This is a genomic window from Priestia flexa (assembly GCF_021441905.1).
Lineage (GTDB): Bacteria > Bacillota > Bacilli > Bacillales > Bacillaceae_H > Priestia > Priestia flexa.
In genome coordinates, this window is the sequence record NZ_CP090431.1 from 1 (window position 1) to 20954 (window position 20954).

General features: G+C 40.0%; 19 protein-coding genes, 1 rRNA gene and 1 riboswitch. Of the genes, 18 read left to right on the forward strand and 2 right to left on the reverse strand.

Annotated elements, in window-relative coordinates; translation table 11 throughout:
- Window positions 1-43 precede the first annotated feature (43 nt).
- The 14 genes from rrf to purD all read left to right on the forward strand — a co-directional run bounded on the left by rrf (window position 44) and on the right by purD (window position 13556).
- Window positions 44-159 (forward strand): 5S ribosomal RNA (rrf, locus tag LZP85_RS00005).
- Between the two features lie 70 nt (window positions 160-229).
- On the forward strand, window positions 230-433 hold the full coding sequence (locus tag LZP85_RS00010; RefSeq protein WP_025909080.1) for an NETI motif-containing protein: 204 nt from the start codon (window positions 230-232) through the stop codon (window positions 431-433).
- Window positions 434-516: 83 nt separating this feature from the next.
- Window positions 517-619: riboswitch (purine riboswitch) on the forward strand.
- 132 nt (window positions 620-751) lie between these two features.
- Window positions 752-1240 carry a 5-(carboxyamino)imidazole ribonucleotide mutase gene (purE, locus tag LZP85_RS00015; RefSeq protein ID WP_025909079.1) on the forward strand — a complete coding sequence of 163 codons (489 nt, stop codon included), beginning with the start codon at window positions 752-754 and terminating at the stop codon, window positions 1238-1240.
- Complete coding sequence (gene purK / locus LZP85_RS00020) at window positions 1233-2378, forward strand: 5-(carboxyamino)imidazole ribonucleotide synthase (RefSeq protein WP_119543203.1); 1146 nt, start codon at window positions 1233-1235, stop codon at window positions 2376-2378. Before purE ends, purK begins: the two co-directional genes overlap by 8 nt.
- A complete protein-coding gene (gene purB, locus LZP85_RS00025; RefSeq protein WP_025909077.1) occupies window positions 2375-3667 on the forward strand; it encodes an adenylosuccinate lyase in 1293 nt (430 codons plus the stop codon). The genes purK and purB overlap by 4 nt, the downstream gene beginning before the upstream one ends.
- 74 nt (window positions 3668-3741) lie before the next feature.
- Window positions 3742-4449 carry a phosphoribosylaminoimidazolesuccinocarboxamide synthase gene (purC, locus tag LZP85_RS00030; RefSeq protein ID WP_025909076.1) on the forward strand — a complete coding sequence of 236 codons (708 nt, stop codon included), beginning with the start codon at window positions 3742-3744 and terminating at the stop codon, window positions 4447-4449.
- 7 nt (window positions 4450-4456) lie between these two features.
- Window positions 4457-4708: a phosphoribosylformylglycinamidine synthase subunit PurS gene (gene purS, locus LZP85_RS00035; protein ID WP_025909075.1), complete on the forward strand. Its 252-nt coding sequence runs from the start codon at window positions 4457-4459 to the stop codon at window positions 4706-4708.
- Window positions 4705-5388 (forward strand): phosphoribosylformylglycinamidine synthase subunit PurQ, encoded by a 684-nt coding sequence (gene purQ / locus LZP85_RS00040; protein ID WP_076513836.1) that lies wholly within the window; start codon window positions 4705-4707, stop codon window positions 5386-5388. Before purS ends, purQ begins: the two co-directional genes overlap by 4 nt.
- Window positions 5372-7594: a phosphoribosylformylglycinamidine synthase subunit PurL gene (gene purL, locus LZP85_RS00045; RefSeq protein ID WP_119543202.1), complete on the forward strand. Its 2223-nt coding sequence runs from the start codon at window positions 5372-5374 to the stop codon at window positions 7592-7594. Before purQ ends, purL begins: the two co-directional genes overlap by 17 nt.
- Window positions 7579-8991 carry an amidophosphoribosyltransferase gene (gene purF / locus LZP85_RS00050; protein ID WP_078990463.1) on the forward strand — a complete coding sequence of 471 codons (1413 nt, stop codon included), beginning with the start codon at window positions 7579-7581 and terminating at the stop codon, window positions 8989-8991. Before purL ends, purF begins: the two co-directional genes overlap by 16 nt.
- Window positions 8992-9017: 26 nt before the next feature.
- Entirely contained in the window at window positions 9018-10055 is a 1038-nt protein-coding gene (purM, locus tag LZP85_RS00055; RefSeq protein ID WP_025909071.1) for a phosphoribosylformylglycinamidine cyclo-ligase, read from the forward strand.
- Window positions 10052-10615: a phosphoribosylglycinamide formyltransferase gene (gene purN, locus LZP85_RS00060; RefSeq protein WP_226639377.1), complete on the forward strand. Its 564-nt coding sequence runs from the start codon at window positions 10052-10054 to the stop codon at window positions 10613-10615. Before purM ends, purN begins: the two co-directional genes overlap by 4 nt.
- Window positions 10616-10729: 114 nt before the next feature.
- Complete coding sequence (gene purH, locus LZP85_RS00065; protein WP_206783193.1) at window positions 10730-12268, forward strand: bifunctional phosphoribosylaminoimidazolecarboxamide formyltransferase/IMP cyclohydrolase; 1539 nt, start codon at window positions 10730-10732, stop codon at window positions 12266-12268.
- A 13-nt stretch (window positions 12269-12281) separates the two neighbouring features.
- On the forward strand, window positions 12282-13556 hold the full coding sequence (gene purD / locus LZP85_RS00070; protein WP_025909068.1) for a phosphoribosylamine--glycine ligase: 1275 nt from the start codon (window positions 12282-12284) through the stop codon (window positions 13554-13556).
- Window positions 13557-13593: 37 nt separating this feature from the next.
- Here purD and LZP85_RS00075 read toward each other — a convergent pair whose 3' ends face one another.
- Window positions 13594-13839, reverse strand: a complete 246-nt coding sequence (locus tag LZP85_RS00075) for a YgaP family membrane protein (protein ID WP_025909067.1) — start codon at window positions 13837-13839, stop codon at window positions 13594-13596.
- A gap of 83 nt (window positions 13840-13922) precedes the next feature.
- Between LZP85_RS00075 and LZP85_RS00080 the strand changes: the two genes are divergently transcribed.
- Together LZP85_RS00080 and LZP85_RS00085 are read left to right on the forward strand one after the other, a co-directional pair.
- Window positions 13923-15671 carry an adenine deaminase C-terminal domain-containing protein gene (locus tag LZP85_RS00080; protein ID WP_119543200.1) on the forward strand — a complete coding sequence of 583 codons (1749 nt, stop codon included), beginning with the start codon at window positions 13923-13925 and terminating at the stop codon, window positions 15669-15671.
- A 121-nt stretch (window positions 15672-15792) separates the two neighbouring features.
- The gene (locus tag LZP85_RS00085) at window positions 15793-16098 is read left to right on the forward strand and encodes a YerC/YecD family TrpR-related protein (protein ID WP_025909065.1); all 306 of its coding nucleotides are present in this window, start codon (window positions 15793-15795) and stop codon (window positions 16096-16098) included.
- 26 nt (window positions 16099-16124) lie between these two features.
- Here the strand turns inward: LZP85_RS00085 and LZP85_RS00090 are convergent, their stop codons facing one another.
- A complete protein-coding gene (locus tag LZP85_RS00090; RefSeq protein ID WP_206782882.1) occupies window positions 16125-17507 on the reverse strand; it encodes a glycine--tRNA ligase in 1383 nt (460 codons plus the stop codon).
- Window positions 17508-17969: 462 nt separating this feature from the next.
- On the opposite strand from LZP85_RS00090, the gene pcrB reads away from it, so the two are divergent.
- Together pcrB and pcrA are read left to right on the forward strand one after the other, a co-directional pair.
- Window positions 17970-18674: a heptaprenylglyceryl phosphate synthase gene (gene pcrB, locus LZP85_RS00095; protein ID WP_206782803.1), complete on the forward strand. Its 705-nt coding sequence runs from the start codon at window positions 17970-17972 to the stop codon at window positions 18672-18674.
- A 43-nt stretch (window positions 18675-18717) separates the two neighbouring features.
- Window positions 18718-20937: a DNA helicase PcrA gene (pcrA, locus tag LZP85_RS00100; protein WP_226639443.1), complete on the forward strand. Its 2220-nt coding sequence runs from the start codon at window positions 18718-18720 to the stop codon at window positions 20935-20937.
- The last annotated feature ends 17 nt before the right edge of the window (window positions 20938-20954 follow it).

Genomic DNA, 20954 nt, shown 5'->3' on the forward strand with positions numbered 1-20954 from the left:
AGCGAAATGTTATCTAGTTTTGAGAGAATAATCTCAAAACATGTCTGGTGGCGATAGCAGAGAGGTCACACCCGTTCCCATGCCGAACACGGAAGTTAAGTTCTCTAGCGCCGATGGTAGTTGGGACTTTGTCCCTGTGAGAGTAGGACGTTGCCAGGCAACAGCGAAAAAAGGCTAGTCATTTGACTAGCCTTTTTTCTATATTCTCGAATAAAAAGGAGATTTTACTATGAGTGAGAAGAAAAAGAAAAAAGCTATGTATGAAGTAGGTGAAAATGAAACGATTGCTGATTGTTTAGATCGTATGAAAAAAGATGGCTATATGCCTGTGAGAAGAATAGAAAAGCCTATCTTTGAAGAAACGGTCAAGAATGGGGTTAAAGAGCATGTTCCTGTAAAGCAACAAATCATATTTGAAGGAAAATCACTTTAAACACGAACATTATTAAAAATTAAAAGTTAAATATTCGATTTTTGAGTTGACTTTTTTCATGGTTGGCTGTTATCATTAAGTTGCAAATAAGAGAAACGAAACCTCATATAATATTCAGGAATATGGCCTGAGAGTTTCTACCCAATAACCGTAAATTATTGGACTATGAGGAAAGAACAATCAATTAGGATTAACTATTCGTATCCTGCAACTTATAGTAAAGGTACGAATTAATAAAGCCTAGAGTGATTGTGACTTTCCTTTTGGAAATCACATCATTCTAGGCTTTTTTATAAATTAAAAAAGGAGCTTTTATCTATGAATGTAAAAGTTGCTGTTGTCATGGGAAGTCAGTCAGATTGGTCTACAATGCAACATGCTTGTGACATCTTAGAAGAATTAGATATTGCTTACGAAAAGAAAGTTGTATCGGCACATAGAACTCCAGATTATATGTTTGAATACGCCGAAACAGCAAAGGAAAGAGGAATTCAAGTTATTATCGCAGGAGCAGGGGGAGCAGCACATTTACCAGGTATGATTGCTGCAAAAACAGTATTGCCTGTGATTGGTGTACCGGTTAAATCAAGTAACTTGAATGGCTTAGATTCATTGCTGTCCATCGTTCAAATGCCCGGAGGTGTTCCGGTCGCAACAGTAGCAATCGGCAAAGCAGGAGCAACAAATGCAGGCTTGCTTGCAGCTCAAATTTTAGGTACATCAGATTCGGGCATTAGTAAACAGCTAGATGAGAGAAGAGAATCAATTCGATTATCCGTATTAGAAAGTAGTGATCAACTTGTCTAATGTTCTTATACGTCCAGGAAAAACAATAGGGATTGTTGGCGGAGGCCAGCTAGGGAGAATGATTGCCCTAGCTGCTAAGGAAATGGGTTACTATATAGCTGTTTTAGAACCTACAGAAGACTCTCCATGTGGTCAAGTAGCTGATATTAAAGTGATTGGTGCCTATGACGATCGAAAGGCAATTGAACGACTTGCAGAAGTTTCAGATGTAATCACATATGAATTTGAGAACGTTGATGTTGAGATGATGAAGTGGTTAGAAACGAAATGTTATGTGCCACAAGGAAGTCATTTATTAGCAGTTACTCAAAATCGTCGTTTAGAAAAAGAAATGATTACTAATCTAAATCTAAACGTACCTCAGTATGCCATTGTGAAGAATAAAGAAGAGCTGTTAAAGGCTGTGGAGACGATTAGCTATCCTTGCGTAGTAAAAACGTGTAGAGGAGGCTATGACGGCAAAGGGCAAGTTCTTTTAAAAAGCAGCCATGACGTAGTTGAAGCAGAAGGATTATTATCACAGTCTGAATGTATCGTAGAACAATGGATGAACTTAGATAAAGAAGTTTCTGTAATCGTTCACCGAAATATGAGAGGCGACATTGTATGCTTACCAGTTGCTGAGAACATTCATAAAGATCATATTTTACACCAAACCATTGTGCCAGCACGTATTACAGCTAGCCAAGAGCAAACGGCAATTGAATATGCAAAAGAAATTGCAAAAGGCCTAAACTTAGTTGGGACTCTTGCTGTTGAGATGTTCTTAACAAAAGAAGGCAATCTCTATATTAATGAATTAGCACCAAGACCACATAATTCAGGACATTATTCAATCAATGCTTGCAGCTTATCGCAATTTCAGCAGCACGTTCGAGCGATTTGTAACTGGCCGCTAGTTCAATCAACATTGTTAAAACCTGCTGTTATGGTTAACCTATTAGGAGAGCATATTGAAGAAACGATGGCAAAAATCGAATATTTAGACGATATGCACCTTCATTTGTACGGAAAAAAAGTTCCGAAACATAAACGAAAAATGGGACATATTACTGTATTAGCTGATAAGATAGATGAGGCGGTAGAAAAAGCCGAATCATTGGGAATATGGGAAAGAACGGAGGAATTAACAACATGATTGAACGTTATACAAGACCAGAGATGGCAGCAATTTGGACTGAAGAGAATAAATTTAAAGCTTGGCTAGAAGTTGAAATTTTAGCTTGTGAAGCATGGTCTGAATTAGGACACATTCCAAAAGAAGATGTAAAGCTAATTCGTGAAAATGCATCTTTTGATATTAATCGAATCAATGAAATTGAACTTGAAACACGACATGACGTTGTTGCGTTTACTCGTGCGGTATCAGAAACACTTGGCGAAGAGCGTAAGTGGGTACACTATGGTTTAACTTCTACAGATGTTGTGGACACAGCTTTATCTTACCTACTTAAACAAGCAAACGATATTTTAGTAAACGACGTTGAGCGCTTTATTGAGGTATTAAAAGAAAAAGCACAAGAACATAAATATACGGTTATGATGGGTCGTACGCACGGTGTCCACGCAGAGCCAACAACATTTGGCTTAAAGATGGGGTTATGGTACGAAGAAATGAAGCGTAACTTAGAGCGTTTGAAGCGAGCAGCTGCTGAAGTAGAGTTTGGGAAAATGTCTGGAGCAGTTGGAACGTTTGCTAACATCGACCCGTTTGTTGAAAAGTATGTATGTGAAAAACTTGGTATTTCGCCAGCTCCTATCTCTACACAAACTCTACAACGTGATCGTCACGCACACTATATGTCCGTACTAGCGTTAATTGCAACTTCAATTGAGAAGTTTGCAGTAGAAGTTCGTGGCCTTCAGAAGAGTGAAACACGTGAAGTAGAAGAATACTTCGCAAAAGGTCAAAAGGGATCATCAGCTATGCCGCATAAGCGTAACCCAATTGGTTCAGAAAACGTGACGGGGTTAGCACGACTAATTCGAGGATACATGGTAACAGCTTATGATAACGTACCACTTTGGCACGAACGTGATATCTCACATTCTTCTGCAGAGCGCGTTATCTTACCAGATGCAACAATTGCACTGAACTACATGTTAAATCGTTTTGCAAACATCGTGAAAAACTTAACGGTATTCCCAGACAACATGAAGCGCAATATGGATCGTACGCTCGGCTTAATTTATTCACAGCGCGTGTTACTAACGTTAATTAACAAAGGTATGGTTCGTGAAGAAGCATATGATCTAGTTCAGCCTAAAGCGATGGAAGCTTGGGAAACACAAGTCCCGTTCCGCTCTCTAATCGAAGGAGAAGAGCGCATTACAAAACATTTAACAGCAGAAGAAATTGATGACTGCTTCGATCATACGCATCATCTGAAAAGTGTAGATATGATTTTTGAACGTTTAGGTCTTTAATAAAAAAGGCAAGGTAAGTCCTTGCCTTTCTGCAAAAATGGGTATCAGAATATTCTGGATATAGAGGTGTCAGCATGGAAAAGCAAGGGCTACTTTACGAAGGAAAAGCAAAGAAGATTTATGCAACAAATGAACAAGATGTACTGTGGGTTGCTTACAAAAATGAAGCAACAGCATTTAATGGTGAAAAGAAAGCTGAGATTGAAGGAAAAGCAAAGTTAAATAACCAAATTAGTAGTTTGCTATTTTCAATGCTTCATGAAAAAGGAATTCAGACACATTTTGTAAAACAACTATCTGACTATGAGCAAGCAGTGAAGCAGGTTGAAATCGTTCCGCTTGAAGTAGTGGTTCGAAACGCAACAGCCGGTAGTTTAGCTAAGCGCATTGGGGTTGAAGAAGGTATTCGATTTGAAAATCCAATTGTAGAGCTTTATTACAAAGATGATGCGTTAGGAGACCCGTTAATCCTTGACGAACATGCCATTTTCCTACAAGCTGCAACTCAAGAAGAGATTGATAGCTTAAAAGCACAAGCACTTCAAATTAATAAAGTATTATCTTCTTTCTTTAAAGAGAGAGACATTTTCTTAGTTGATTTTAAATTAGAGTTTGGTCGTACGTCTCAAGGAGATATCATCTTGGCTGATGAAATTTCACCTGACACTTGCCGTTTCTGGGATGTTCATACAAACGAAAAATTAGATAAAGATGTTTTCCGCAGAGATTTAGGCGGTTTAACAGAAGCATACGAAAAAATCTTACAGCGAATCGGAGGATAACCCAACCATGTATAAAGTAAAAGTATTTGTCACATTAAGAGAAAGCGTACTAGATCCACAAGGCGTAGCCGTTAAAAATTCATTACACCGTATGTCTTATGAAGAAGTACAAGAAGTTCGTATCGGTAAGTTCTTAGAGCTAACAATTGATAGCACAGATGCATTGGATGAGCGAGTGAAAGAAATGTGTGAAAAGCTTTTAGTGAATACAGTAATTGAAGACTATCGTTACGAGGTTGAGGAGGTTGTCGTACAGTGAAATTTGCTGTAATTGTGTTCCCAGGATCAAACTGTGACGTAGATATGTATCATGCAATTAAAGATGAACTTGGTGAGGAAGTAGAATATGTTTGGCACGATGCTAAGTCTTTAGACGAATATGACGGTATCCTGTTACCAGGTGGCTTCTCATACGGAGATTACTTACGTTCAGGTGCAATTGCACGCTTTTCGAACGTAATGGATGAAGTGAAAAAGGCAGCAGCGGCTGGAAAACCTGTATTAGGCGTTTGCAACGGGTTCCAAATTCTTTTAGAAGCAGGTCTTTTACCAGGAGCTATGCGTCGCAATGAAAATTTAAAATTTATCTGTAAAACAGTTAACTTAAAAGTAGCTAACAATGAAACTATGTTTACAAATGCTTATGGCAAAGACGAAATCATTGCAATTCCAGTAGCACATGGTGAAGGTAATTACTATTGCGATGAACAAACGTTACAACAATTGGTTGAAAACAATCAAATCCTTTTCCAATACGAAGATAACCCAAATGGAAGTCTTCAAAACATCGCAGGAATTTCAAATGAAGCAGGAAATGTATTAGGAATGATGCCCCACCCAGAAAGAGCAGTTAGTGATATTCTAGGTAGCGCAGATGGACTAAAATTATTTCAATCAATCGTAAAGCAGTGGAGGGAACAAAATGTCGTTACTTCTTGAACCAAATGTAGAGCAAATTAAAGAGCAAAAGCTATATCGAGATATGGGATTAACAGATGAAGAGTTTGCAAATGTAGAGCAATTATTAGGTCGTACGCCTAACTACACAGAAACAGGGTTATTCTCTGTTATGTGGTCAGAGCACTGCAGCTACAAAAACTCTAAGCCTGTTTTGAAGAAATTCCCTGTTACTGGTGAAAAGGTACTTCAAGGACCAGGTGAAGGCGCAGGGATTGTTGATATCGGCGATAATCAAGCAGTTGTATTTAAAATTGAAAGTCACAATCATCCATCAGCCATTGAACCTTACCAAGGAGCAGCAACTGGTGTAGGTGGAATTATCCGTGACGTCTTTTCAATGGGAGCAAGACCAATTGCGCTGTTAAACTCTTTACGATTCGGAGAGCTGACGTCTCCAAAAGTTCGTCATTTGTTTGAGGAAGTAGTAGCAGGGATTGCAGGTTACGGTAACTGCGTTGGGATCCCAACAGTGGGTGGAGAGATTCAGTTTGAAGACTCTTATGAAGGAAACCCATTAGTTAATGCAATGTGTGTAGGTTTAATTAACCACGAAGACATCCAAAAAGGCCAAGCAAAAGGTGTTGGCAATACGGTGATGTATGTCGGTGCTAAAACGGGCCGCGATGGTATCCATGGAGCAACATTTGCATCAGAGGAACTTTCAGATCAATCAGATGAAAAACGTCCAGCAGTTCAAGTGGGAGATCCATTTATGGAAAAGCTTCTTCTTGAAGCATGCTTAGAGTTAATTAAATGTGATGCATTAGTTGGTATTCAAGATATGGGAGCGGCTGGTTTAACGAGTTCATCAGCAGAGATGGCGAGTAAAGCAGGTTCTGGTATCGAAATGAATCTTGATCTTGTACCTCAGCGTGAAACAGGTATGACTCCTTACGAGATGATGCTTTCTGAATCACAAGAACGTATGCTAATCGTTGTTGAAAAAGGCCGTGAGCAAGAGATTGTAGATATCGTAGAGCGCTACGGTTTAGAAGCAGTATCAGTTGGTCACGTAACAGATGACAAACGCCTTCGTTTAACTCATAAAGGTGAAGTGGTAGCGGATGTGCCAGTTGATGCGTTAGCAGAAGATGCACCTGTGTATCACAAACCATCAGCAGAGCCAGCTTATTACCGTGAGTTTCAGGCTCAACCTGCTTACGCACCAACAGTAGACAATCATAGTGATATGCTAGTGAAGCTTTTACAACAACCAACGATTGCAAACAAAGAGTGGGTTTATAATCAATATGACTATCAAGTGCGTACAAATACAGTTGTATCACCTGGTTCTGATGCAGCCGTTGTACGCGTGCGAGATACAAATAAAGCATTAGCAATGACAACCGACTGTAACTCTCGCTATCTTTATCTAGATCCTGAAGTAGGTGGACGCATTGCCGTAGCCGAAGCAGCTCGTAATCTTGTATGTTCAGGTGCACAGCCTTTAGCAATTACCGACTGCTTAAACTTTGGAAATCCAGAAAAGCCGGAAATTTTCTGGCAAATTGAAAAAGCAACGGACGGAATGAGCGACGCTTGCCGTCAGCTTTCAACACCAGTAATCGGTGGTAACGTGTCTCTTTATAACGAAACAAAAGGTGAAGCAATTTATCCAACACCTGTTATTGGAATGGTTGGACTAATTGACGATGTGAAGCATATTACAACTCAGTATGCCAAACAAGCAGAAGACTTAATTTATGTAATTGGCGAAGCGAAAGCAGAATTTGCTGGGACTGAGCTTCAAAAAGTAATTGAAAGCGGTAAGGTATTTGGCCAATCGCCTGCTCTAGACTTATCAGTAGAAAAAGCACGTCAAGATCAGCTTCTTCAAGCAATCCGTCAAGGAACTGTACAATCTGCACATGATATTGCAGAAGGTGGTTTTGCGGTAGCCCTAGCAGAGAAAGTAATGAATGGTAGCGGGCTTGGAGTAGAAGTTACGGTGAACGGTGACGTAACAGCAGAGTTATTTAGTGAAACACAATCACGCTTTATTGTGACAGTAGCACCACAAAATCAACAGGCTTTCGAGAGTATTGTTGCAGATGCTAAGCTAGTGGGACGCGTAACTGAAAACGGAGAATTAACAATTAAGCATGAAGGAAATGCAGTTGTACAACAATTTGTTCAAGACTTAACGAAAGCTTGGAAAGGAGCTATTCCATGCTTGCTGAAATAAAAGGTTTAAACGAAGAATGTGGCGTATTCGGCATATGGGGTCATGAAAATGCAAGTCAAATCGCTTACTATGGCCTTCACAGCCTTCAGCACCGCGGTCAAGAAGGAGCTGGAATTGCCGTTACAAATGGAGAAAAAGTCAGCGTGGCAAAAGGCGTTGGCCTTGTAAATGAAGTATTCGGCCACGGTGAGCTTGATCAGCTTCAAGGAAAAGCAGCAATCGGTCACGTGCGCTATGCAACAGCAGGAGGTGGAGGGTTTGAAAACGTTCAGCCCCTTCACTTCCGCTCTCATAGCGGAAGCATTGCATTAGCTCACAACGGTAACTTAGTAAATGCCAATGCGCTAAAGCACCAACTTGAAAATCAAGGCAGCATTTTTCAATCCACCTCTGATACAGAAGTGTTAGCACATTTAATTAAGCGTAGTGGCTATAGTGATATGAAAGACAAAGTAAAAAATGCACTCTCCATGGTAAAGGGTGCGTATGCGTTTGTTATTTTAACTGAAGATGCCATGATGGTTGCTTTAGATCCAAATGGCTTACGTCCACTATCACTTGGTCGTCTAGGAGATGCTTATGTCGTGGCATCAGAAACATGTGCATTTGATATTGTAGGAGCAGTTCACGAACGTGATGTAGAACCTGGAGAATTGTTAATTATTGATGATGAAGGAATAAAATCTGAGCGCTTTACGTTAAATGTAAATCGTGCAATTTGCAGTATGGAATACATTTATTTCTCACGTCCAGACAGTAACATTGATGGTATTAATGTGCATTCAGCACGTAAAAACCTAGGAAAACAGCTAGCGATGGAATCTCCAATCGAAGCAGATGTTGTAACTGGTGTTCCGGATTCTAGTATTTCAGCGGCCATTGGATTTGCCGAGCAATCAGGTATTCCGTATGAGTTAGGATTAATTAAGAATCGCTATGTTGGCCGTACGTTTATTCAACCATCACAGGAGCTGCGCGAACAAGGCGTGAAAATGAAGCTGTCTCCGGTGCGTAAGATTGTAGAAGGTAAGCGTGTTGTCATGGTTGATGACTCAATCGTTCGAGGAACGACAAGTCGCCGTATCGTTCGCATGCTACGAGAAGCAGGAGCGAAAGAAGTTCACGTTCGTATTAGTGCACCTCCAATCAAAAATCCATGCTTCTATGGAATTGATACATCTTCTTCATCCGAGCTAATTGCAGCAACTCGCTCTGTACAAGAAATTTGTGAATTAATTGAAGCGGACTCTTTGGAGTTCTTAAGCAATGAAGGATTAATTGAAGCAATCGGTCGAGATTATGAAAATGGTGGACAGTGTATGGCTTGTTTCACAGGAAAATATCCAACAGAAATTTATCCTGATACCGTACACCCACATGAGAAAGTAACTTGTTAGTTTCAATGTAAAAAAGGAGTGACAATATGTCATATTCATATAAGCAAGCTGGAGTTGACTTAGAAGCAGGCTACGAGGCCGTTTCACGTATTAAAAAGCACGTTGCACGAACAGAGCGTAAAGGTATTATGGGCACAGTGGGTGGATTTGGAGGAATGTTTGATCTATCTTCCTTAAACTTAAAAGAGCCTGTTTTAGTATCAGGAACAGACGGTGTTGGTACAAAATTAAAATTAGCTTTTCAAATGGATAAGCACGACACTATCGGGATTGATGCTGTAGCGATGTGTGTAAACGATGTGGTTGTACAAGGTGCAGAGCCTCTTTATTTCCTGGATTATATTGCATGTGGGAAAGCAGTCCCTGAAAAAATCGAAGCAATTGTAAAAGGAATTGCGGATGGATGCGAGCAGTCAAATTGTGCATTAATTGGCGGTGAAACAGCGGAAATGCCTGGGTTATATGAGGAAGATGAATATGACTTAGCTGGATTTACAGTTGGAGCGGTTGAGAAATCGGAAATTATTACTGGAGAGAACGTAAAGCCAGGACAGCTACTAGTAGGTATTTCATCAAGCGGCATTCATAGCAATGGCTATTCACTGGTTCGAAAAATCGTTGATGATCAAAAGCTGGATCTTCAAAAGGTATATGAAGGATTTGATCAAGCTCTTGGCCTTGAGCTTTTAACACCAACTAAAATTTATGTAAAGCCTGTGCTTCAAGCGTTAGAAGCAGCAAAAGTAGCAGGCATGGCCCATATTACAGGCGGAGGGTTTATTGAAAACATTCCTCGCATGCTTCCAGATGGTTTAGGAGTAGAAATTGACTACGGTTCTTGGCCAATTCCAAAAATCTTTGATTTCCTTCAAGAGTATGGTGGCTTAGAGCGTAAAGAAATGTTTGAAGTTTTTAATATGGGAATTGGGTTTGTATTAGCGGTAGAGCCAGAAGAAATGAACGCGGTCATCAATGCGATTGAAAGCAAAGGGGAAAAAGCGTTTGTGATTGGACGCGTGACAGAAGGCAATGGGGTAGAGTTTAGTGGAGGCGTGCTTGGATGATGAATATTGCAGTCTTTGCTTCAGGAAACGGCAGCAACTTTCAATCTCTATACGAAGCAACGCAATCGGGTCAATTAAAGGCGACGATTAAGCTTGTGGTTTGTAATAAGCCAGAAGCGTATGTAATCGAGCGAGCAAAAGCATGTGGTATTCCGTGCTTTGTTTGCTCACCTAAAGACTTTCCTGATAAAGCAGCTTATGAACAAGCAATTCTAAACGAATTACAGGCTAATAGCATAGATTTTCTAGTATTAGCAGGTTACATGCGCTTAGTTGGTCCAACATTACTTCAACCATATAAAAATCGAATTGTTAATATTCACCCCTCATTATTACCAGCGTTCCCAGGCATGGATGCCATTGGGCAAGCATTTGATGCCGGTGTAAAGGTTATTGGTATTACCGTACATTTTGTAGACGAAGGAATGGATACGGGGCCGATTATTGACCAGCAAGCAATTCGTGTAAATGAGGAAGACACAAGAGAGACTGTTGAAGCTCGTATCCATGAGATTGAGCATACGTTTTATCCTCAAGTACTCAACAAACTGTTTCAATAGCTTGTGGTTAAATAATAGACTGGGTTGTCAAAAAAGTTTTAATGCTTTACTATGGTAGAGTGATAGTGTAAGAAAGTTATAAAAAGAGAGATCGAATCAGGAGGAGTTTACAAAATGACAGCAAAACGCGCGCTTATTAGCGTATCTGACAAAGAAGGTATTGTTTCATTTGCTAAAGAACTGAAGGAATTAGGAGTGGAAATTATTTCGACTGGCGGTACAAAGCGTACGCTAGAAGAAAACGGCATTGATGTAATTGGTATCTCTGAAGTAACAGGTTTTCCTGAGATTTTAGATGGCCGTTTAAAAACGCTACATCCCAATGTTCATGGCGCTTTATTAGCGTTACGCGATAACGAAGAGCACCAGGCACAAATGAAAGAGCACAATATCTCACCAATCGACTTTGTAGTTGTAAACTTATACCCGTTTAAAAAGACAATTGAAAAAGACGATGTAACGCTTGCTGAAGCAATTGAAAACATTGATATTGGTGGACCAACAATGCTTCGTTCAGCTGCTAAAAACTATCGTTCGGTATCAGTTGTTGTCGATCCAACTGACTATGCGACCGTAGTAGAAGAATTAAAATCAAATGGAAACGTTTCGTTTGAAACAAACCAGCGCCTAGCAGCGAAAGTATTCCGTCATACGGCAGCTTATGATGCGTTAATTGCTGAATACCTAACAAATATTACTGGTGAAAAGACGCCTGAAAAGCTAACGGTAACGTATGAGCGTGTTCAAGGATTACGCTACGGAGAAAATCCACATCAGGAAGCGGCTTTCTATAAAAAACCATTAACGCAAAAAGGTTCAATTGCAACGGCTAAGCAGCTGCATGGAAAAGAGTTATCTTATAACAATATTAATGATGCGAACGCAGCACTTCAGATTGTAAAAGAATTTTCGGAGCCAGCTGTTGTGGCCATCAAACATATGAACCCATGTGGAGTAGGTGTGGGTGAAACGATTGCTCAAGCTTATCAAAAAGCTTACGAAGCAGATCCAACATCAATATTCGGTGGTATTGTAGCAGCAAACCGTCCAATTGATCGCGAAACAGCTATTCAATTAAAAGAAATCTTCTTAGAAATCATTATTGCTCCTTCATTTGATCAGGAAGCAATTGATGTATTAACAGCGAAGAAAAATTTACGTCTACTAACAGTAGAGCTTGATGAAAATGCACAAAAAGAATCCTTCTTAACATCTGTAAAAGGCGGCGTGCTTGTTCAGGACGAAGATGTATTTGGTTTTGACGATGCTACGGTTTCTGTTCCAACAAAGCGTGAGCCAACAGAAAAAGAATGGGCAGATTTGAAATTAGCATGGAAAGTTGTGAAAAATGTAAAGTCAAATGCGATTGTACTTGCAAAAGACGATATGACAGTCGGAGTAGGCGCTGGACAAATGAACCGCGTTGGGGCAGCGAAAATTGCGATTGAGCAAGCGGGTGAAAAAGCACAAGGATCAGCTTTAGGATCAGATGCTTTCTTCCCAATGGGAGATACAGTTGAAGCAGCAGCTAAAGCTGGTGTTACAGCAATTATTCAACCAGGTGGTTCAATTCGTGATGAAGAGTCGATTGCAAAAGCAGATGAGTACGGCATTACAATGGTATTTACAGGCTTAAGACATTTTAAACATTAATGAGGTGAAGAACGTGAATGTTTTAGTTATCGGAAAAGGTGGAAGAGAACATACAATTGCATGGAAAGCGTCCAAAAGCCCACTTGTAAATGAAGTATTTGTAGCTCCCGGTAATCCAGGTATGAGTGACGTGGCAACGCTTGTCTCAATCGATGAAAGCAATCATGATGAGCTAGTGGCTTTTGCAAAACAAAGAGATATCAAACTAACAATTGTAGGCCCTGAAAATCCTCTAATTGAAGGGGTTGTAGATCGCTTCGAGGCTGAGGGTCTGCCGATTTTTGGGCCTCGTAAAAAAGCAGCTATGATTGAAGGAAGCAAAAGCTTTGCGAAAGAATTAATGAAAAAGTATGAGATTCCTACCGCTGCATATGAAACATTTACGTCTTACGAAGAGGCAAAAGCGTATGTAGAAAAACAAGGTGCACCCATTGTTATTAAAGCAGATGGCTTAGCTGCTGGTAAGGGGGTAACTGTCGCTTTAACTGTTGAAGAAGCTGTAGAAACACTTCATGACTTCTTGGTTGATCAAAAGTTCCAGGAAGCTAGCGCCACTGTTGTAGTTGAGGAATTTTTAGACGGTGAAGAATTTTCATTAATGGCATTCGTACGTGGTACAAAGGTATATCCAATGGTCATTGCACAAGATCATAAGCGTGCGTTTGACGGGGATAAAGGCCCGAATACTGGTGGAATGGGTGCTTATTCTCCGGTTCCTCAAATCAGTGAGGCTGAAGTAGAAAAAGCGGTTCAAACAATTTTATTACCAATGGCAGAAGGGTTAGCTGAAGAAGGCTGTGAGTATACGGGTATTTTATATGCTGGACTCATTCAAACAGCGCAAGGTCCAAAGGTTATTGAATTTAATGCTCGATTTGGTGACCCTGAAACACAGGTTGTATTACCGCGAATGAAAAGCGATTTAGTTGATGTTTTACTTCGCATTTTAAACAACGAAGACGTTGAAATTGAGTGGGATAATCAAGCCGTTATGGGGATTGTGTTAGCAGCTGCTGGTTATCCTGAATCTTATGAAAAAGGAAATCCAATTTACGGCTTAGAAAAGATCAACAAAGAAGCGCTTGTTTTCCATGCTGGAACAGCTTTAGATGGCCAAACATACGTATCAAATGGAGGACGTGTTCTTTTAGTAGGAGCTAAAGGAGATACACTTTCACAAGCACAAGAAGAAGTATACAAACAAATGAATCATATTGATGTAGCAAAAGGTTTCTTCTATCGAAAAGATATTGGATATCGTGCCCTTGAAAAAGCATCAAAGAACTAAAAGAAGAGCATTCGCTCTTCTTTTTATTTAGGTCATTTTAACTTGGGTTAATCGGTGGGCGCTCTGTGTAGTCATGTTGGTCTTCTTGGTATTTGTCATAAGCAAATACTAAAGGGCAAAAGCGCGTAATTCCTTCACCAATTTTCATTGCTGCCAAAAAAGCTAACCATAAATAAGAATCCCGGTAAGGGCGTCTTGTTAAACGAGAGGTTGCCAAAGAAAGCAGGGTAAAGCCAACCGTAAGTCGAATTAAAGCATTAATGATTCCAATATTTGGTCTCATGTTTCATCACCTTTTCTCATAAATTAATAAAAGTTATTTTGTAAATGGAATCTATTCAGTATAACCAAAAGGAGGCACAGCGCATGTCGATAGGAATGTATCGTTGGAGAAATAGACAAATTCGAAATCAGCTTTCGGTTGTGAGTGATCAAACATCCCCGACGATTGTATTAAAAGGAACAACCTACTTAAATGCTCGTTTAAATAAATGGATGAAAGCTAACATTTGGATTGCTAACGACCGCATTGTGTACGTTGGTGAAGCAATGCCAGCTGTGCTGGATTCATCTGCGGAAGTGTTTGACTGTCGCGACCAATACATTGTGCCCGGCTATATTGAACCTCATGTGCATCCGTTTCAATTATATAATCCCCATACTTTTGCACAGTATGCGGCTAAGCACGGCACAACCACATTAATCAACGATAACTTAATGCTTATGCTGCAAGTAGATACAGAAACAGCATTTTCATTAATCGAAGAAATGAAAACGCTACCATATTCGATGTACTGGTGGTGTCGCTTTGATTCTCAAACGAAATTTGAAAACGAAGCAGAGATTTTCTCTCACGCCCATATTAAAAAGTGGTTAAATCATGATGCAGTCCTACAAGGAGGAGAGCTTACGAGCTGGCCTCGTTTGCTAAATGGAGATGATCTTATGCTTCATTGGATCCAGGAAGCAAAGCGGCTAGGAAAGCATATTGAAGGACATTTCCCAGGAGCTTCAGAACGAACGCTTGTTAAGATGAAATTGCTTGGAGCAGATGCGGATCACGAGGCTATGAGTGGAAAAGATGTTCTTTCAAGGCTGTCATTAGGGTACGATGTATCGCTACGCTATTCTTCCATTCGTCCCGACCTTCCGAAAATTTTGGATGAACTACATGAAGAAGACCTCAGTTATTATGAACATTTGACTATGAATACGGATGGTTCCCCACCATCTTTTTATACAGACGGAGTTTCAGATATGCTAGTGAAGGTAGCACTTGAACATCACGTGCCAATCATTGATGCCTATAAAATGGTTTCTACGAATATTGCACGGTATTATAATATTGAACACTTACATGGTCATATTGGCGTTGGATGTATAGCTAATCTTAATCTACTCGCTGGCCCTGAAAGTCCAACACCAGTAAGCGTTCTCGCAAGCGGAAAATGGGTTTTAAAGAATGGAGAAGAACAGAAAGAAAACGAAACATATTTCCCTTGGGCTTCGTATCAATTTCAACCGCTTGATTGTAACTGGAATCTTAAAATGGATGACTTTCAATTTTCAATGCCTATGGGTGTTTATATGAAAAACGCAGTTATTATGGAGCCTTACTCAATTCAACTAAATGTAGGGGATGAGTGCTTAGATACAAACCATGATGAATGTTTCTTCATGCTCATTGATCGCTACGGTAAATGGCGAATTAACACGCTGTTGAAAGGTTTTGCGACGCATGTTAGAGGATTAGCAAGTTCGTTTTCTAGTACGGGAGATTTTATTCTTATTGGAAAATCGAAAAAGGATATGCTATACGCCTATCATAAAATGAAAGAAATGGGTGGAGGCATTGCTCTTGCAGAGGGTGAAAAAATCGTTGCAGAGCTTCCGCTTACTCTAAATGGAAGCATGTCAACTGCAAAAATGGAAGTCTTAATGACGCAAGAAGAGCATTTAAAACAAGAGCTAAGAGTAAGAGGCTATCAGCATGAAGACCCAATCTATTCACTTCTTTTTTTCTCATCTACTCATTTACCTTATATTCGAGTGACACCGGCAGGAATTTATGACGTAATGAATAAAAAGGTACTTTTTCCGTCAATAATGCGTTAAAATATAAAAGTGTAAAAGCATTTTGTAATAGAGCGTTTAAAAGACAGGAATTTTGTTTATGAAACACAACATGAATAAATGATAATGAATAGAAAGTTTAGTGTAAAGGAGTTTTCAGCACATGCAAATTAACAAACTTCGCGGCAAAGAATTAGATCAATTATTCGAAGCAATTTTATCTTTAGAAAATATAGAAGAGTGCTATCAATTCTTTGATGATTTGTGTACGGTTAATGAAATTCAGTCATTAGCACAGCGCTTAGAAGTAGCACGTATGCTTCGTGAAGGAAATACGTACCATAAGATTGAAACGGAAACAGGTGCAAGTACGGCAACAATTTCACGTGTGAAACGCTGCTTAAACTATGGTAGCGATGCGTATCAAATGGTATTAGAGCGCCTGCAAGATGATAAAGAAAAAGCGTGAGACATTCGTCTCACGCTTTTTCTTTATTAAAATTTAACAGCTTCTTCTAGAAGGGATTTTAGCTCGCTAATTGGCACACGTTTTTGTTCCATTGTGTCGCGGTCACGAACCGTTACTTGGTTATCTTCTAATGAATCAAAGTCAAATGTGATACAGAATGGTGTACCAATCTCATCATGACGACGGTAACGTTTACCAATTGAACCTGCGTCATCGTAGTCAACCATAAAGTCGTTTGCCAATTCAGCAAATACGGCTTGAGCTTCAGTTGAAAGCTTTTTGGAAAGCGGTAATACCGCAGCTTTTACCGGTGCTAAAGCAGGGTGTAGGCGCATTACTGTACGAGATGAACCGTCTTCTAGTTCCTCTTCTTCATATGCATCAATCATGTACGCTAACGTTACGCGGTCTGCGCCTAAAGAAGGCTCGATGCAGTATGGTACGTAACGCTCGTTTGTTTCTTGATCGATGTATTGGAAGTCTTCACCTGAGTGCTCCATATGTTGTTTTAAATCATAGTCTGTACGAGATGCTACGCCCCATAGTTCGCCCCAGCCAAATGGGAATTTGTATTCAAAGTCAGTCGTTGCGTTACTGTAGTGAGATAGTTCATCTGAATCATGGTCACGAAGACGAATGTTCTCTTCTTTCATACCTAGAGATAATAGCCACTGTTCACATGTTTTCTTCCAGTAATCGAACCACTCTAGTTCAGTTCCTGGTTTACAGAAGAACTCAAGCTCCATTTGTTCAAACTCACGCGTACGGAACGTAAAGTTACCTGGCGTAATTTCGTTACGGAAACTTTTACCAATTTGTCCGATACCAAAAGGAAGTTTCTTACGCATAGAGCGCTGAACGTTTTTAAAGTTTACAAAGATACCTTGAGCTGTTTCAGGACGAAGGTAGATTTCGTTTGTAGAGCTTTCTGTTACCCCTTGGTGTGTTTTAAACATTAGGTTAAATTGACGAATTTCTGTGAAGTTTGCGGAACCACACTCTGGGCAAGTGATTTCATGCTCTGCAATTAACTTTTTCATTTCATCAAAAGAAAGACCGTCTACAATCATTTCAATATCTTTTTCTTGAAGCTTTTCTTCAATTAATTTATCAGCACGATGGCGCGCTTTACAATCTTTACAGTCAATCATTGGATCGTTGAAGTTTCCTAAGTGACCAGAAGCTTCCCATGTTTTTGGATTCATTAAAATAGCAGCATCTAACCCTACGTTGTAAGGAGACTGCTGAATGAATTTCTTCCACCAAGCTTTTTTGATATTATTTTTAAGTTCTACGCCAAGTGGACCGTAATCCCAAGTGTTTGCTAAGCCGCCGTAAATCTCAGAGCCTTGAAAAACAAAGCCGCGATGCTTCGCGTGAGATACAATTTGATCCATTGATTTTTTCATAATAATTCCTCCAATAATAAATGATGTAATAAAAAAAATCTCTCGTCCCTGGGCATATGCTTGCATATGCCCAGGGACGAGAGATTTTCCCGCGGTTCCACCCTGGTTGATACGTACTGTATCCACCTTAAACATGTATATACTCCAGATTGCCTTTTCCTTAAATCTTGCTTTAGGCTTTCACTATCCCTAAATCGCTATTCTACTGCAGAGGGTTTAAGTACTATTAATCCTTCAAAGTATGGCTATACAATTTTGTAGCTATATATTAGCATATCCTATGCAGGGATACAATAACCATTATAACAAAATGCTTTTTTCGCTTTGATTAATGTGGACAAAAAAGATTAGTTTTCGTTTCGTTTCCCAATCTTAGTTTTGTTATAATGAACAAATGGAAAGTAGTCCGTTAAGTTAATGCATAGTGAAGAGCTGCGGGATAAATAGATGGAGGTTCATACAATGTACGACGTAAAAGAATGGAGACACGTATTTAAATTAGATCCAAATAAAGAAATTTCAGATGAAGCATTAGAAAAAGTATGCGAGTCCGGTACAGACGCGGTAATAGTGGGTGGGTCAGACGGCATTACGTTAGATAACGTGCTGCAGCTTTTAATGCGTATTCGTCGCTATACGGTGCCGTGTGCTTTAGAAGTATCGACAATTGAATCAGTTACTCCTGGCTTTGACTCTTACTTTATTCCAACCGTATTGAACAGCAGTGACCCAAAGTGGATCTCTGGTTTACACCATCACGCAATGAAAGAGTATGGAGAAATTATGGATTGGGATGAAATCTTTGTAGAAGGATATTGCGTGCTAAATTCAGAAGCCAAAGTAGCAACTTTAACGAGTGCGAAAACAGACCTAGACGCTGATGATATTGTAGCGTACGCGCAAATGGCAGAAAGAATGTTTAATTTACCAATCTTTTACTTAGAGTATAGCGGTACGTACGGGAATCCTGATATTGTTGAAAAGGTAAAAAAGTCGTTAACTAATACAAAGCTTTTCTACGGTGGCGGTATTAGAACGAAAGAGCAGGCTACTGAAATGGGGAGAATAGCAGATACGGTAGTTGTTGGGAACGTCATCTATGATGATTTATCAACAGCGTTAAAAACAGTAGATGCAGTGAAAAAGAATGTTGCGAACGAAAAATAAAGTAAAGTAAAATAGAACATATGTTTGATTAGGCGGTGAAATGATGAATTTTCTAAGTGAAAAGTTATTAACGGGATTAAACCCAGAGCAAAAAGAAGCGGTAAAAACAACAGATGGTCCGCTGTTAATCATGGCCGGCGCAGGAAGCGGAAAGACGCGTGTGCTCACGCATCGCATCGCGTATCTAATGGCTGAAAAAGAAGTGGCGCCTTGGAATATCCTTGCGATTACGTTTACAAACAAAGCGGCTCGTGAGATGAGAGAGCGTGTTAGTGCAATCGTTGGTGGAGTAGCAGAAGATATTTGGATTTCGACGTTCCACTCCATGTGTGTGCGTATCCTACGCCGAGACATTGACAGAATTGGTTATAATCGAAACTTTACTATTCTCGATTCAACAGACCAGTTATCGGTTATTAAAAACGTCTTAAAAGAAGAAAACCTAGATCCGAAAAAATTCGATCCACGATCATTGCTAGGAAGCATCAGTTCTGCAAAGAATGAGTTAAAAACAGCGGATGACTTTGCAAAAACAGCTGCGGGTCCTTACGAGGAAGTCGTGAGCACGGTGTATACAAAGTATGAAAAGCGCCTTAAGAAAAATCAAGCGCTGGACTTTGATGACTTAATTATGACGACGATTCAGCTCTTTAAGCGTGTGCCAGAAGTACTCACTTACTATCAGCGTAAGTTTCAATATATTCACGTTGATGAGTATCAAGATACAAACCATGCGCAGTATATGCTTGTTCGATTGCTAGCGGCGCGCTTTGAAAATGTGTGCGTAGTCGGTGATTCAGATCAGTCTATCTATCGCTGGCGCGGCGCGGATATTACCAACATTCTTTCTTTTGAAAAGGACTATCCAAAGGCATCGGTTATTTTATTAGAGCAAAACTATCGTTCAACAAAAAATATTTTAGCAGCAGCGAACGAAGTTATTGCCAACAACATGAACCGAAAATCGAAAAATTTATGGACAGAAAACGTGGATGGCCAAAAGCTTTATCGCTATCAGGCAATGAGCGAGCATGATGAGGCTCAATTTGTAGCGCGTAAAATTAAAGAAGCCGTAGATGCTGGTAAACGCAAATATAGCGATTTTGCCATTCTATATCGCACGAACGCTCAGTCGCGTGTGATGGAGGAAGTATTATTAAAATCGAATATTAACTATACAATCGTCGGTGGGATTAAGTTCTACGATCGTAAAGAGATTAAAGATATTTTGGCGTACTTACGCTTAATCGCAAACCAAGATGATGATATTAGCTTAACGCGCATTGTGAATGTACCAAAGAGAGGCGTAGGAGCAACGTCTGTTGATAAAGTAGCAAACTATGCACTAACCCATGATATTTCAATCTTTAAAGCACTTGATGAAGTAGAGCTAATTGGGGTAACCGGCAAAGCAACGAATACGCTTCGAGATTTCCAAGCAATGATTGATAACTTAGCTCAAATGCAGGATTACATGTCCGTAACAGAGCTTGTGGAAGAAGTGCTTGAGCGAACGGGCTATCGAGAGTCACTCAAAACGGAAAAAACAATCGAAGCTCAAAGTCGCTTAGAGAACATTGATGAGTTTTTATCTGTTACGAAAACCTTTGAAGAAGCAAGCGAAGATAAAAGCTTAGTCGCGTTCTTAACGGACTTGGCGCTTGTGGCTGATATCGACCAGCTTGATGAAGAGGAAGATGAGAACGAACAAGTTATCTTAATGACTCTTCACTCTGCAAAAGGACTTGAGTTCCCGGTTGTGTTCTTACTTGGTATGGAAGAAGGCGTATTCCCACACAGCCGCTCGCTCTTTGAAGATATGGAAATGGAAGAAGAGCGTCGCTTAGCATACGTTGGAATTACGCGTGCGGAACAAGAACTTTACTTATTAAACGCACAAATGCGCACACTATTCGGTAAGACAAACGTTAACCCGGCATCACGCTTTATTAGCGAAATTCCATCTGAGTTAATCGAGTCGCTGAATGAAGCGAAGAAATCACCGATGCAGCCAAGTGGAAGAAGCGCATCACCATATGCTGCTCGCAGACAAGCGGCCGTTGCAAAAACAACGCTCACGTCTACCGGTGGCGAATCAATTGGCTGGGGTGTTGGCGACAAAGCGGAGCATAAAAAATGGGGTATCGGTACAGTGGTTAGCGTTAAAGGGGAAGGAGACTCAAAAGAATTGGACATTGCGTTTCCAAGTCCAGTGGGAGTAAAGCGTCTGTTGGCTAAATTTGCACCCGTAACAAAAGTATAATGTGTGAAAAAGGAGTA